We start from the raw sequence: 13,215 nt of genomic DNA, 5'->3' as shown, positions 1-13,215 counted from the left end.
ATGCCGCCATCGGCACCGAGGTCGTAGTGCTCACCGCCAAGGCCGAGGATGGTGGCGCGCATCGAGCGCCCCATGTCGAAGGCGAAGATCCGCGAGCCGAAGTAGCGCCGGAACTGCATGGCCAATATGGCGAGCAGCACCGACTTGCCCATGCCGGTCGGCCCGGCGACAAGGGTGTGCCCCACGTCGCCGATGTGCGTCACCAGCCGGAACGGCGTCGCGCCATCGGTGCGGGTGACGATCAGCGGCGGGCCATCGAGGTGTTCGTTCTTCTCCGGCCCAGCCCATACCGCTGACATCGGCATCATGTGCGCCAGGTTCAGCGTCGAAACGATGGGCTGACGCACGTTCGCGTATGCGTTGCCGGGGACGGACGACAGCCAGGCATCGACTGCGTTGAGGGTTTCGGGGATGGTCACGAAACCCCGGCCCTGGATGACGCGCTCCACCATGCGCAGCTTCTCGTCGGCCACGGCCGGGTCGGCGTCGAGCACCGTCACCGTGGCGGTGAGGTAGCCGAAGGCGACTTGATCGCTGCCCAGCTCCTGCAAGGCGGCATCGGCGTCGGCGGCCTTGTTGCTGGCATCGGTATCGACCAGCGGGCTTTCCTGCTGAAAGATCGTTTCGCGCAGCAGCGCGATGACGTTCTTGCGCTTGGCGAACCATTGGCGCCGCAAGCGCCCCAATTCCCGTTCCGCCTCGGCTTTGTCCAGGCACAGGAAGCGCGTACTCCAGCGATACGCAAAGCCCAGGCGGTTGAGGTCGTCCAAGATCCCCGGCCAGGTCGAGGTCGGGAAGCCTCGTACCGACACCACGCGCAGGTGCTGATCGCCCAGCATGGGCGCCAGGCCGCCGACCAGCGCGGCATCGGCCAGCAGTGCGTCGATATGGAACGGCACGTCGGGCACGCCGACGCGATAGCGCCGCGTGGAGACTGTGGCATGCAGGTAGGTCAGCGTCTGGCTATCGTCCAGCCAGGCAATCTCCGGCATCACACCATCGAGCAGGTCGAACACGCGATCGGTCTCTGCCACGAAGGAATCAAGCCGACCACGCCAGTCCACACCCTCAGTGGGCCGGTTCTCGTACAGCATCCCAGCCGCACGGGCGCGAGACTCTTGCGGCGGTAGGTGTTGCAACGTGAAGTGATAGACGCTCTCGAAATGGCCATCCGACTCCTCGAACGCCGCGCGTCGCTCCTCATCCACCAGCCAGGACAGTGGTTCGGGAAAGGAGGATTGCGGATAGCTCGATGCCCGCATCCGCTCGGCCTCGATATAGAAGGCCCAGCCAGACCCGGTACGGCGAAGCGCGTTGTTCTGCCGCGCCGACGTGGCAATCAGCTCGCCCTGTGTCGCACTGTCCAAGTCGGGGCCGCGAAACTGGAACGTGCGTTGAAACGAACCATCTTTGTTCAGCACAACGCCCGGCGCGACCAGCCCGGCCCAGGGCAGCCAGTCGGCAAGCAAGGCCGGGCGCTGACGATATTCGGCAAGGTTCAGCATGGCGTCCTCCCCTCACACGTCCAGAAGCGGGCGGTGTTTGATATGCCGCGCGAAGACCTGCATGAACTGCGGATCGACGCGCGCACCCCATACGGCCAGCGAGTGGCCGACGATCCAGAGCACCACGCCGGGAATCCACAGTTGCAGGCCCAGCCCGACGGCGGCGGCTAGCGTGCCGTTGGCAATCGCCACGGTGCGCGGCGCACCGCCCAGCAGGATCGGCTCGGTCAGCGAGCGATGCAGCGGCACTTCAAAGCCCGGAAGATCGGTGGCCTTACTCATACGACGGCCCCTCCGGAGAAGCTGAAGAACGACAGGAAGAACGAGGACGCGGCGAACGCGATGGACAGGCCGAACACGATCTGGATCAGCTTGCGAAAGCCGCCGCTGGTATCACCGAACGCCAGCGCAAGCCCCGTCGAGATGATGATGATCACCGCCACGATCCGGGCGACTGGCCCTTGGATGGATTCGAGGATGGAGGTCAGCGGCCCTTCCCACGGCATCGAGGAACCGGCGGCCTGCGCCGTGCCCGCCAGCAACAGCATCAGCGCGGCCAGCAGCAGCCCTTGCCCTGCGGGACGGGCCAGGTGGCGCAGCCGCGCCATGCTGGACAGGCGAGAAATAGGATTTACGGAAAGACGGAAAGCATCAACGTGCGTCATGGCAGTTCTCCAGGTTGGTCAGGGGTCGAGGAAGGCGCAGCGGCAGCGGCTGCAAGAGGAACCGGCGGCAGCTCGGGAAACGGCGTTTCCAGCGCATCTGTCAGGCGATAGCCCGCACCGTCGAAGCCGACGACACGGGAGATGGTTTCGACGTGACGTTTGCGGCCACGGCCTGCGATGTGAATCACCACGTTGACCGCCTCGGCGATCAGGGCGCGGGGCGGATTCACTGCCACTTCGAGGATCAGTTGCTCCAGACGCAGCAGTGCGCCCAAGGCGGAGCCGGCATGGATGGTGGCAATGCCGCCGGGGTGGCCGGTGCCCCAGACCTTCACCAAGTCCAGGGCTTCGCCGCCACGCACTTCGCCGACGATCACGCGGTCAGGCCGCAGGCGCATCGTGGCCCGCACCAGCTCGGTCATTGTGACGACGCCGGCGCGGGTGCGCAGCGGCACATGGTCGCGGGCCGCGCATTGCAGCTCGATGGTGTCTTCGAGCACCAGCACGCGGTCGCCTGTGGCGGCGATCTCGGCCAGCAGCGCGTTCGCCAGCGTGGTCTTGCCGGTGCTGGTGCCGCCGGCGATCAGGATGTTCTGCCGCTCGCGCACGGCGCGGCGCAGGAACTCGGCCTGCCCGGCGGTCAGGATGCCGTCGGCCACGTAGCGATCCAGGCCGATGATGCTCACGGCCCGCTTGCGTAGCGCGAAGGCTGGCCCCGGGGCGGCCGGAGGCAGGATGCCCTCGAAACGCTCGCCGGTTTCCGGCAACTCGGCGGTCAAGAGCGGCTGGCCGCGATGCACCTCCGCGCCGACATGCGCGGCGACCAGGCGGATGATGCGTTCACCATCGGCCTCGGGCATCTCCACGCCCAGCGGCGAGCGACCCGACGACAGCCGATCCACCCACAGGGTGCGATCGGGGTTGAGCATGATTTCCACAACATCCGGATCTTCGAGCGCAGCGGCGATCAGCGGCCCCATCGCCGTGCGCAGCATCTGGATGCGGCGATCCTGGGACGCCGCGGCGGATGAGCGAGATTCAGGCGGAATCTGCGGAACGGCACTCATGACGCACGCTCTGCAGCTCGCTCATCGGCGGACGCCATCGCTGCTGCGTCATCCATCCGCATCGGATCGGGGTGCAGTTCCTCCACCACGTCGCGCACCAGACTGCGGCCACGCAGCAGGTGGCGACCCAACTGCTCGACGAACTGCTCGAAGCGCGCTTTGCCCTGGGCGCGGGCCGCGTCCTTGTGGGCTTCTGGCACCGGCGTGCTGATGGTCAAGAAATAGCGGATGAACAGCGCCAGCGTTTCGATCTGGATGTTCTGGTCGCGCTCCATGCGTTCGGTCTGCCGCGACAGTCGATCCAGCCGCTTGGCAATGGCGGCCTCACGCTGGTCGCCCGCATCGGGTGACAGCCAGGACGCCAAGGCCGCTGCGACGATGGAGGACTTGGACACGCCTTTCTTGGCGGCAAGTTCATCCAGGCGCTTGGCGTGCTCGGGCTGGATGAAAAGATTGAGGCGGTATTGGCTCATAGGTCGATTCCGTCGTTGGGGTCGAGAGAAGCCAGCCGGGCCGTGCGCTGCATGGCCGGGTCGAGCTGGCCGGGAAGCGGGAGCGCCAGGTCGTCGTCATCGAGCAGCTCCAGGTCGTTCGCACACGCGTCCAACTCGGGCTCGTAGGCGACGGTTTCGGAGAGTTCGAGCTGGCGGCGCGGGCCGCCGTCATCGGTGCCGCCCGGACCATCGGCGGATACCGAGGTCGGCGCCGTAGGTACGGCCGGGATCGCCAAGCCGCTCCAGTCGTCGGGGCGGGCTGGCGGCGCGTCGGCGTACCTCCCGACTGCGAGCACGGGCGGTGGCAGGACGCGATCCTTGAAATTGGCGTCGACGTAGTAACGCAGCTTCTTCGCGCGGATCGGGGCAACGCTGGACACCATGACTACGGCGTCCTCAGGTGGAAGCTGCATCACCTCGCCGGGCGTCAGCAGCGGACGTGCAGTTTCCTGACGCGACACCATCAGGTGCCCCAGCCACGGAGCGAGGCGGTGGCCCGCGTAGTTGCGCTGCGCGCGAAGCTCGGTGGCGGTGCCGAGGGTTTCGGAAATCCTTTTCGCCGTCCTTTCGTCGTTGGTGGCGAAAGTCACCCGGACATGGCAGTTGTCGAGGATGGAATGGTTCTGCCCATACGCCTTGTCGATCTGGTTCAGGCTTTGAGCGATGAGAAAGCTGCGGATGCCGTAGCCGGCCATGAAGGCAAGCGCGGACTCGAAAAAATCGAGGCGACCCAGCGCCGGAAACTCGTCCAGCATCAGCAGCAGCTTGTGCCGGCGCGCGATGCCATCGCTGCCGTCGAGCGATTCGGTCAGCCGCCGCCCGATCTGGTTCAAGATGAGCCGGATCAGCGGCTTGGTGCGGCTTATGTCGGAGGGCGGCACCACCAGATAGAGCGATACCGGGTGCTCGGCGGAAATCAGGTCGGCGATGCGCCAATCGCAGCGCGATGTGACTTCGGCCACGGTCGGGTCGCGGTACAGGCCGAGAAACGACATGGCGGTGGAGAGCACGCCCGATCGCTCGTTGTCCGACTTGTTGAGCACTTCGCGGGCAGCGGATGCGACAACCGGGTGAGGCGCATCGCCCAGGTGCTTCGTCGTCATCATCCGGTGCAGCGTCAGCTCGAACGGACACGCCGGGTCGCTGAGGAAGTTGGCGACGCCGCGCAGCGTCTTGTCCTCGCCTGCGTACAGAACATGCAAGATTGCACCGACCAGTAGCGCGTGGCTGGTCTTCTCCCAATGATTGCGCTTCTCTAACGCACCTTCAGGGTCAACCAGAATGTCGGCGATGTTCTGCACGTCGCGCACTTCATGTGCGCCGCGCCGGACTTCAAGCAGCGGGTTGTAGGCGGCCGACTGCCTATCGGTGGGGTTGAAAAGCAGGCAGTGCGAAAAGCGCGAACGCCAGCCCGCCGTGATCTTCCAGTTCTCTCCCTTAATGTCGTGAATGACGGCGGACGCCGGCCACGAAAGCAACGTAGGCACCACCAAGCCCACGCCCTTGCCCGAGCGCGTGGGTGCGAAGCTCAGGACATGTTCCGGCCCCTCATGTCGGAGGTATTGGTCGTCGTGTTGGCCGAGGAAGACGCCCGCCGGGAGGGTCAGTCCAGCTTTGCGGATGTCGACGGCATCGGCCCAGCGTGCCGAACCATAAGTCGTAACCAGCCGCGACTGCCGAGAACGCCATACCGACATGGCGATGGCGACGAGTAAAGCGAACAAACCGCTACCACCCGCAATCGCACCGCCTGTGTCGAAGACGTGCGGCGCGTAGGCATCAAAGAAGAACCACCATTCGAACAAGCGCCACGGGTGATAAACCGGTACACCTAGAAGATCGAACCAGGGCGATCCGAGGCGTACTTGATAGCCAAGGGTCGCTGCTGTCCATTGTGTGGCGCCCCAGACGCCGGCGATCACGATGCCGATTACCACAGCGATCTGGCCGAACAGAACGTTCGTCCCTTGCATGACCTGTCCTCCGATTTCTCCTGCGCTGGTGTCTCATTGAAAGCGTTGCACAGGGGGTGTCGCAGGCGTCAGGATCGGTTCTGGGCTAGTGCCGGTCAAAGACCGTTCGCAGCACAATGGTCGAGGGAAAAGAAAGAATGAGCGCGGTGGCGAGTCAAAGAAAAGCGCCGCAAGCGAAAGCGCACTGCGGCGCATACAGAGTTCCAAGCAAGTTACCCAAAAAAAGCCGTCAATGGGCCTTGCTTCCACTCATAGGCAATATTTAGATATCATGAAAAACGATGATATTTAAGATTGGAATAAAAATGAAAAATATCAAGAGTATGGATCTCAACTTGCTCAAGGCGCTGGACGCATTGTTAGACGAACGCAATGTGACACGGGCGGCGGCCCGTCTGGGACTAACCCAGCCGGCCTTGAGTGGCATGCTGACGCGGTTGCGCGAGAGCTTCGGTGACCCGCTTTTCGCGCGCTCGCAGCGGGGTATCGTTCCAACGCAGCGGGCGCTGGATCTAGGGATGCCTGTCAAGCAGGTGCTCGCCGAAATCGACGCGCTGCTCCAGCCACCTTCCTTCAATCCGGCCACCGCACAACTGACCTTCTCCATCGCCGCGACGGACTATGCGCTGCGTGCCGTTGCTGTCCCATTTCTATCGGCACTTAAACGGCACGCACCGCGTGTACGAGTCTCATTAGTGCCAGTCGAGAGCGGGCAGCTACAGAACCAGCTTGAGCGCGGTCAGATCGATTTAGCCCTCCTGACGCCAGAGATCACTCCGCCAAATCTGCATGCCCGAGAGCTGTTCAAGGAACACTATGTGTGTGTCCTGCGGGAAGACCATCCTGCGGCTATGGGGCGCAAGCTGACCGTTAAACAGTTCTGTGCTCTCGACCATGCGCTTGTTTCCTACGATGGTGGAGGTTTCCGCGGCGTCACCGACGATGCGCTAGAACAGTTGGGCAAACGACGCAGCGTCACACTGTCGGTCAAGAGCTTTCTGATCTTGCCAGACATCCTGCGTGCCAGTGACATGGTTGCGATCTTGCCGAGCCGCTTGGTCGCCGGTATGGACAAGCTGGCTATCTCCCTGCCGCCGGTGAAGATACCGGGGTTCACCAAGACGGCTGCTTGGCACGAACGCACCCATCACGATCCAGCACATCGCTGGATACGAGCACTGCTGTTCACTTCCTGTGCTAACAACAAGTAGGCAAGATCGCTCCTATCGTCATGCTCAGCACAACTCTACCTCGCACTACAAATAAGCAATCAGTCGGCTCAATTGGAGACGCGCCCTTTCGTAGCGCCGCTGCGAGATAGCCTAGTCGGTGGATGGCAGAACCTAGGCCTTGATATCATATTTTATGATATCAAAAATAGAAACTTAGGATTTCACTTATTGCAGATGGAGGCTCATGATTTGCTCCATGACCACTTGAATGACGCAGCCACCCCTGTTGCGTCATCGACATTTTGTGAAGGAGCTTCGATATGAGCAAGCAACAGAACGCCATCCTCTGGCCCGAAGGCTACACGCCGGGCTTTACTGAGAATTTCGCCTCCAATGAGATCATCGCCGCCGGCTTGAGCGCGGCCGACGTATGGCCTCTACTCGTCACACCATCGCTGTGGCCAAGCTACTACGCCAACTCGGCTAACGTGTGCTTTCATGACGGCAAAGGCCCGGTACTGGCCGACGGCGATCGGTTTTACTTCGAGACCTTCGGCTTCCCGGTAGAGGGGCAGTGCAACGAATACGTGCCACCTGCGGATGGGCAACCCGGCCGCGTGGCCTGGCACGGCTGGTCCGGCGAGGAAGGCACAGATACGCGCCTGGATGTGCATCACGCCTGGCTGGTTGAGAACCTGGACGGCAGGCGCGTGCGCATCCTCACGCAGGAAACTCAGAAGGGCAAACCGGCCGAGGAGCTGCACAACGCCAAACCCAACCCGATGATCAACGGCCATCAGGACTGGCTCGACAGCTTGGTCGAGGCAGCGCGCAAAGCCAAGCAGGCGTAGTGGTCTCCGGCCGCTTGATCCCAAGCGTCTGAACGGAGAAAACCATGATGAGAACTCCCCTCAGGATTCTGCTGGTCCTGACTTCGCAGGCAACGATGGGCGACGAACTGCTCAACCGCGAATGGTTCCGCAGTCGGACCGAAGCGAAGGTGCTGATCGAACGTTGGCGACAGTTCTACAACGAGCAGCGGCCGCATAGCGCGCATGCTTACAAACCGCCGGCGACGATCCGGCGCAACTGGATCCAATCCGATAGCATCCCCTCCGAACTCACTGCCTGACTGGCTACAAAGTTCGTACTCAGGTCACCTTGGCGCAGGCACTGAAGGTGGAGCCACCCGGAATGGGTGCTCCCACCGCCTTACGCGCACTGGCTCGAACTCTCCCGAGGCGCCGGCAAGCTCGTCACATAGCGACTAGAGAGAGGAGGTGACCGTACGAGTTCCCAGCGCCCGATCCACTCTGGGAGCTGGGTCGCCTAGCGACTACGCTACCAATGGAGCTAGCGATCAACTCGATAACTTGAGCGTGATAACGCCCAGGATGATCAACGCCACGCCAAGGTATCGCATCAGGGAGGTTGGGTCGCCATAGAAATGAATTCCGACTAAGAAAGTTCCCGCCGCTCCGATACCCGTCCACACCGCATAAGCAGTCCCAATCGGTATCTGACGCTGAGCAAGCCATAGGAAGGCGCCGCTAATTGTCATGAAAGAGACGGCTACTGCGACCCCACTCCAACGCGATGTTGGCTCTTGCGCCATTTTCAGCCCGACCGGCCATCCGATTTCAAACAATCCAGCCAAAACAAGATAGATCCAACCCATTGCGATTCTCCTTCAAATTTTTCATATCCGGCATACATACTCCGGCATGACCACCAGCTTAGAACTTCGGCGGCTCTTTAGGCGTGGTGTGGGGCACATCGCCATCTTCGTAAAAGCGCTTTCGCGTAGCCTCGGCAACCCGGTTACATAGTTGGTCGCCCAGCATTGGTCGATCCAACTTGCATTGCTTGCGCAACTCTTTCAGACGCTCAGGATTGAGCGCTAATTCATCGACTGTCGGAAGGTTGGCTTTATCTGGTTTCCCAGATGGGCTGCAGGCTGCCAATGTCGAGGAAAGCAATATGAGAGCAATCTTCTTCATGGTTAATTTTCTTTGGGAGATTGTGTGATGGTTTACCGCCGACCTTTGGCATCTGGAGATTTGATCGAATGAACGCGTTCCATGAAGCGAGTCAGCATTTCTGACGGCTCGCTGGCCGGCCGTAGTAGATAGGTCGTGAGCATTGGCGAACGTCCAGTCAGCGGCCGTGCGACCACCCCCTGTTCCCTGCTGGCTGTGATATGCGCGCCTCCTGTGAGGCCTAGTGCAAGTCCCGCCGAAACCAGGACCATCATTAGATCGCTGGAAGTCACGCGTTCGGCAATCAGTGGCTCTATGTCCACGCGACGTAGCACCCGTTCAACTTGCCGAGCATGGCCCTCACACGCCACCGCGTCGCAGAGCACCAGCGGATACCGCAACAGCTCTTCTAGGGGAATCTGTTTGTGGGATAGCAAGGGGTGCCGTGCGGGCACAGCTACCATCAGAGGGTCACTCCACACCGGCACGGCGATGATGCCTTCGCCGACTTCATCCGATTGAGCGAAGCCGAGATCGTACAGTTCGCCACACAATCCCTTGATTTGCTGTGCCAAAGGCACCTCGAAGAAGCGAACTTCCACTTCCGGCTCTTCCTGCCGGCAGAGCGCCAACAACGCAGGCAGGCGCGATGGCGTGATTCCATCAGACAATGCAATACGGAGCTGGCAATGAAAGCCATTGGCTGCGGCGTTCACACTGTCGCGCGCCTGCTGCAAAGCTGCGAAGACACGCGGCACGCTCTCAAAGAAGAGCCTGCCCGCACGAGTCAAGCGGGTGCTCCGAGTGGTTCTCGCAAATAGCGCTACGCCCAACTCTTCCTCAAGTTCCTTGATGGCGCGCGACAGCGGCGATGTCTCTATGTGGAGGCGCTCTGCGGCTCGGGCAAAGTGCAGCTCCTCTGCCACCGCCAGAAAGTAGCGCAGGTGTCGAATTTCCATGTTCGCATTCCTCATCACTCAGGCCTCACCACCTTCGCCTTGCGTCACGCTATTTAGCTAGCCTTCGCAAGCTGCTCCAGCATGTTTCTGCGATCAAACAGGAGAGCCGGATAATGCTTTTGCCAGGACGCCCCATTGCATGGCTGTCTCGGCCCGCGTGCGGATCAGCGAAGCCTGCGCTGACAGCACCCCGGCCTCAGCCTCGGCCACCACCGTGGCGTCCACTTGTCCCGCCTCGAACAGACGTCGGCTGCGATCGAGCTGACGCTCCGCGACTGCGACACCCTCGGCCTGATGCTCCAGTGCTGCGTGCTGCGTATGCCAACCGAGATATGCGTTCTCTACGTCCTGCAAAGCACTCAACAAAGTGCGCTCGAACTCCGCACGGGCAGCTCGGCTGCGCGCCTCTCCGGTCTCGATGCCGGCACGGATCGCGCCACCATCGAAGATCGGCAACGACACCCCGGCCCCAAGTGAAAAAATGTTTCCAGTGATGCGGGTTCCCACACTCTCTACGCGCTGCCGTCCGCCGCTCAGGTCCAACACCAGCCTGGGGAAGCGTTCGCCTTCGGCTGCGTTCCAGCGCGCGGTTTCGGCGGCGAACTTCGCTTCGGCGGCGCGCACGTCGGGCCGCTCACTCAGCAGGTCCGCAGGTATGCGTGTCGGTGTCCAGTCCGGGACGGCGAGCGACGCAAGAGTTGGGGAAGCTGCAGGCGCTCCGGGCGTTTGTCCCACTAGTACATCGAGTGCATGCGTCGCCTCGCCGCGCGCACGCCGCAGTTGCTCTTGCTCCACGCGCAGTGCGACGACGCCGGCGCGGGTACGCTCGATGTCGAAGCCGGTAGCTTGTCCGGCCTCGAACTTCCGTTGCATCAGCAAGACGAGTCGTTCTGCGGATGCCAGCCGCGCCGCGGCTAGCGCTTCGAGCTCACTGGCTTGGCGCTGCTGCACAGCCGCCGACACTGTTTCAAACGCGACCTGCCACCGCGTGGCAACCCACGCTTGTTCGGCTGCCACCGCATCCAGGCGCGCACCTTCTGCTGCCTGCGAAAGCCGTCCCGACAGGTCTGCCTCCCACGATGCGGACAACGTGGCGCGGCCATCATTGCCGATTGCAACGTTCTCTGAATAGTCGCGTCCTCGAGTTGCCTGCGTGCCCGCGGACAACGAGGGGAGCAGGGAGGCCCGTGCTCGCCGCGTGGCGGCCGATGCCTCGTCCACGCGCGCTCGCGCAATCGTCAGTTCGGTATTGCGCTCCAGCGCCGCCCGGACCAAGGCATTGAGGTGCGGATCGCCGTAGGCCGTCCACCAATCGACGGGAAGAGTACGGCGGGACGATTTGTCCAAGATGCCTTCACCTCCCTCTTCATTTGAGAAATGGGCCGGTACATCCAGGCGAGGTGGATCGGCAGAGTGCGGGGCATGGCTGCAGGCCGCAAGAAGCAGTAGCGGAGAAATCATGGCAATGAGGCGATAGCGTTCAAGAATTTGAGACATGGCAGCTCCTTGCGCTCCGAAAAAGTCTTGACGGACTGTTGTATGGCTTCTACTATACCGTCTGGACTGCATATGACTCAAGCTTTTTTGGAGCACGACCATGCCGCCCCGCGCGAAAACAAAGTTGCCCCCCCCGTCCACTGCCCATAGCAGCGCCGATGCGCAGCCCGGCCTCCAGCAAGGAGCCCAGCGAACTCGCGACCGCATCCTGCAGGCCGCCCGCGAACTGGTGCTGGAGGAAGGTGCCAGTCGCTTGACACTGGACGCCGTCGTTGTGCGGGCCGGGTTGAGCAAAGGGGCGTTTCTCTATCACTTCAAGACCAAACGCGATTTGTTCGTGACACTGATCGACGAGATGATCCGGGCGTTCGACGCGGTACAAGCCAATCACGAGCGCAGGTTTGCCGGAGATCCGGACCCCTGGCTGTCGAGCCAGGTGGAAGCGATGCCCGACGACGAGATGCAGAAGATGGGCGCAGCGCTGCTCGCGGCAGCTGCGGAAGATCCAACACTTCTCGACCCACTGCGCGAGTGGTACCGCGTGCAGTACGAACGCGTGCGTCGATCCCCGCGTGGCACCGAGACCGCGGCACTCATCATGCTGGCATTGGATGGCGCCCTGTTCGCCGATCTTCTGGGTTTGCCAATACTCGCACCCGCAGAGCGGCGGCATTTCTTTCGGGCGCTCCAGGATCTCGCCTCGGGCCATCTCGAACTTGTCCCGGCAAAAGGACGCACATGAGTCGCGTCCGTAGCGGTGTCATGACCGCGTGCGCACCGCGCTCCTTGGCGGTTGCTTGCACACTATCCATTTCGACTCTGCTCTCAGGGTGCGGAAACTCGCAATCCACCGTATCCGAGCCTCCGCGCGCAGTGAAGCTCGCCGCCGCGCAGTCGGATCTCCCGCATAGCTCTCGCATCGAATTGACTGGCTCGGCGCGAGCAACCGAGCGCAGCATCCTAGGATTTGAAACAGGAGGACGGATCGCCAAGTTGAACGTCGACGTGGGTGAACGGTTCTCCCGCGGCCAAGTCCTGGCAGAACTTGATGCGCAACCTGACCGGCTTCGCGTGACACAAGCGCAAGCATCCCTGGCGGCCGCCGAAGCCGGCCTGATGGATCGACGTGTACAGACAGATCAACAGCGCCGGTTGCTCGAAAGCGAAGTCATCTCCCCTGCTGCGTTCGAGAGCGCGAAGGCGCAGCTAGCGGTCGCAGAGGGTCAAGCGCGCACTGCCAAGGCGGCGCTTGGCCTGGCCGAACGAGCACAACGTGGCACGATGATCGTCGCTCCTTTCGATGGTGTCGTGGCGGAAAAGCTGGCTTTGGCGTTCACCGACATTGCTGCTGGTGCGCCGGTATTTCAGGTCGACGGCGTGCGCAGTGGCACTGAGATCATCGCGAACGCGTCTACTACACAGGCACCTCACATAGATGTCGGCCAACGCGCAGAACTGAGCTGGAGCGGAGCCGAACAACCAATCCGAGCGGTGGTACGTCGTGTCGGTCTGCGCGCCGAAAATGGCTCGCTCCTACCCGTGGTGCTAGTGCCTGAAGATAACGCGCAAGCGCGCGCACTTCGGCCAGGTATTCCCGTACAGGTCGTGCTCGACGCACCTGCGGCAACCTCCAAGACCTCTCGGCCCGAGACTGTATCCATACCTTATGCCTCGCTGGTGCTCGGCACGAAGCCGGGCGAGGCTTCCGTCTTCGTCTACACCCCTGAAGATAAGAAGGTGCACCGTCGCGCGGTGCGCTTCACGCCGGTACAGGAAGGAGACAGCGCGCGCGTCCTCGCTGGACTCAAGCCCGGCGAGACGGTGGTTGCCGCCGGAGGAGGATGGCTCACCGATGGACAGCCAGTGACACCACTGGAAGCCACCACTCAATTGACCAAGCGCTA

13 protein-coding genes and 2 pseudogenes are annotated in these 13,215 nt (G+C 62.2%); 5 read left to right on the top strand and 10 right to left on the bottom strand.

All coding sequences use genetic code 11. The features are described 5' to 3' along the window. The 6 genes and pseudogenes from APH30_RS21855 to APH30_RS21830 form a co-directional block, all read right to left on the bottom strand. A pseudogene (locus tag APH30_RS21855) lies at positions 1-1,505 on the bottom strand (conjugal transfer protein TrbE); the annotation flags it as partial. A 12-nt stretch (positions 1,506-1,517) separates the two neighbouring features. Beyond that, complete coding sequence (locus tag APH30_RS21850; RefSeq protein WP_003092280.1) at positions 1,518-1,787, bottom strand: VirB3 family type IV secretion system protein; 270 nt, start codon at positions 1,785-1,787, stop codon at positions 1,518-1,520. Then, the gene (locus tag APH30_RS21845) at positions 1,784-2,170 is read right to left on the bottom strand and encodes a TrbC/VirB2 family protein (RefSeq protein WP_000150010.1); all 387 of its coding nucleotides are present in this window, start codon (positions 2,168-2,170) and stop codon (positions 1,784-1,786) included. The genes APH30_RS21850 and APH30_RS21845 overlap by 4 nt, the downstream gene beginning before the upstream one ends. Further along, complete coding sequence (gene trbB, locus APH30_RS21840; protein ID WP_023093367.1) at positions 2,167-3,237, bottom strand: P-type conjugative transfer ATPase TrbB; 1,071 nt, start codon at positions 3,235-3,237, stop codon at positions 2,167-2,169. The genes APH30_RS21845 and trbB overlap by 4 nt, the downstream gene beginning before the upstream one ends. Continuing rightward, complete coding sequence (locus APH30_RS21835; protein WP_000085131.1) at positions 3,234-3,710, bottom strand: ribbon-helix-helix protein, CopG family; 477 nt, start codon at positions 3,708-3,710, stop codon at positions 3,234-3,236. The genes trbB and APH30_RS21835 overlap by 4 nt, the downstream gene beginning before the upstream one ends. Continuing rightward, positions 3,707-5,704 (bottom strand): conjugal transfer protein TraG, encoded by a 1,998-nt coding sequence (locus tag APH30_RS21830; protein ID WP_001163195.1) that lies wholly within the window; start codon positions 5,702-5,704, stop codon positions 3,707-3,709. Before APH30_RS21830 ends, APH30_RS21835 begins: the two co-directional genes overlap by 4 nt. A 305-nt stretch (positions 5,705-6,009) precedes the next feature. Here APH30_RS21830 and APH30_RS21825 point away from each other — a divergent pair, with 305 nt between their 5' ends. The 3 genes and pseudogenes from APH30_RS21825 to APH30_RS21815 all read left to right on the top strand — a co-directional run. Then, complete coding sequence (locus APH30_RS21825; RefSeq protein WP_023093368.1) at positions 6,010-6,915, top strand: LysR family transcriptional regulator; 906 nt, start codon at positions 6,010-6,012, stop codon at positions 6,913-6,915. Positions 6,916-7,196: 281 nt separating this feature from the next. Beyond that, complete coding sequence (locus APH30_RS21820; protein WP_000043569.1) at positions 7,197-7,727, top strand: hypothetical protein; 531 nt, start codon at positions 7,197-7,199, stop codon at positions 7,725-7,727. Positions 7,728-7,828: 101 nt separating this feature from the next. Then, positions 7,829-8,008: pseudogene (locus APH30_RS21815) on the top strand (integrase core domain-containing protein); the annotation flags it as partial. A gap of 228 nt (positions 8,009-8,236) precedes the next feature. Here the strand turns inward: APH30_RS21815 and APH30_RS21810 are convergent. From APH30_RS21810 to APH30_RS21800, 4 genes are all read right to left on the bottom strand, one after another. After that, positions 8,237-8,554: a multidrug efflux SMR transporter gene (locus APH30_RS21810; RefSeq protein WP_000539741.1), complete on the bottom strand. Its 318-nt coding sequence runs from the start codon at positions 8,552-8,554 to the stop codon at positions 8,237-8,239. 58 nt (positions 8,555-8,612) lie between these two features. After that, entirely contained in the window at positions 8,613-8,876 is a 264-nt protein-coding gene (locus tag APH30_RS28260) for an EexN family lipoprotein (RefSeq protein ID WP_000717310.1), read from the bottom strand. A gap of 32 nt (positions 8,877-8,908) precedes the next feature. After that, entirely contained in the window at positions 8,909-9,814 is a 906-nt protein-coding gene (locus APH30_RS21805; RefSeq protein WP_000405670.1) for a LysR family transcriptional regulator, read from the bottom strand. Between the two features lie 93 nt (positions 9,815-9,907). Beyond that, complete coding sequence (locus APH30_RS21800) at positions 9,908-11,311, bottom strand: efflux transporter outer membrane subunit (protein ID WP_000078291.1); 1,404 nt, start codon at positions 11,309-11,311, stop codon at positions 9,908-9,910. 100 nt (positions 11,312-11,411) lie between these two features. On the opposite strand from APH30_RS21800, the gene APH30_RS21795 reads away from it, so the two are divergent. Further along, the gene (locus APH30_RS21795; protein ID WP_023093369.1) at positions 11,412-12,053 is read left to right on the top strand and encodes a TetR/AcrR family transcriptional regulator; all 642 of its coding nucleotides are present in this window, start codon (positions 11,412-11,414) and stop codon (positions 12,051-12,053) included. Next, a partial coding sequence (locus APH30_RS21790; RefSeq protein ID WP_003092290.1) for an efflux RND transporter periplasmic adaptor subunit occupies positions 12,050-13,215 on the top strand: 1,166 nt, incomplete at its 3' end. The genes APH30_RS21795 and APH30_RS21790, both read left to right, overlap by 4 nt.

This window comes from Pseudomonas sp. NBRC 111127 (genome assembly GCF_001320345.1).
GTDB classification, from domain to species: Bacteria; Pseudomonadota; Gammaproteobacteria; order Pseudomonadales; family Pseudomonadaceae; genus Aquipseudomonas; species Aquipseudomonas juntendi.
The sequence above is the reverse complement of the archived record's forward strand: the minus strand, read 5'-3'. Positions and strand labels throughout refer to the sequence as shown.

Coding starts and splice junctions, on each gene's coding strand:
- APH30_RS21850 (WP_003092280.1), bottom strand. CDS start 1,787: ATGAGTAAGGCCACCGATCTTCCGGGCTTTGAAGTGCCGCTGCATCGC.
- APH30_RS21845 (WP_000150010.1), bottom strand. CDS start 2,170: ATGACGCACGTTGATGCTTTCCGTCTTTCCGTAAATCCTATTTCTCGC.
- trbB (WP_023093367.1), bottom strand. CDS start 3,237: ATGAGTGCCGTTCCGCAGATTCCGCCTGAATCTCGCTCATCCGCCGCG.
- APH30_RS21835 (WP_000085131.1), bottom strand. CDS start 3,710: ATGAGCCAATACCGCCTCAATCTTTTCATCCAGCCCGAGCACGCCAAG.
- APH30_RS21830 (WP_001163195.1), bottom strand. CDS start 5,704: ATGCAAGGGACGAACGTTCTGTTCGGCCAGATCGCTGTGGTAATCGGC.
- APH30_RS21825 (WP_023093368.1), top strand. CDS start 6,010: ATGAAAAATATCAAGAGTATGGATCTCAACTTGCTCAAGGCGCTGGAC.
- APH30_RS21820 (WP_000043569.1), top strand. CDS start 7,197: ATGAGCAAGCAACAGAACGCCATCCTCTGGCCCGAAGGCTACACGCCG.
- APH30_RS21810 (WP_000539741.1), bottom strand. CDS start 8,554: ATGGGTTGGATCTATCTTGTTTTGGCTGGATTGTTTGAAATCGGATGG.
- APH30_RS28260 (WP_000717310.1), bottom strand. CDS start 8,876: ATGAAGAAGATTGCTCTCATATTGCTTTCCTCGACATTGGCAGCCTGC.
- APH30_RS21805 (WP_000405670.1), bottom strand. CDS start 9,814: ATGGAAATTCGACACCTGCGCTACTTTCTGGCGGTGGCAGAGGAGCTG.
- APH30_RS21800 (WP_000078291.1), bottom strand. CDS start 11,311: ATGTCTCAAATTCTTGAACGCTATCGCCTCATTGCCATGATTTCTCCG.
- APH30_RS21795 (WP_023093369.1), top strand. CDS start 11,412: ATGCCGCCCCGCGCGAAAACAAAGTTGCCCCCCCCGTCCACTGCCCAT.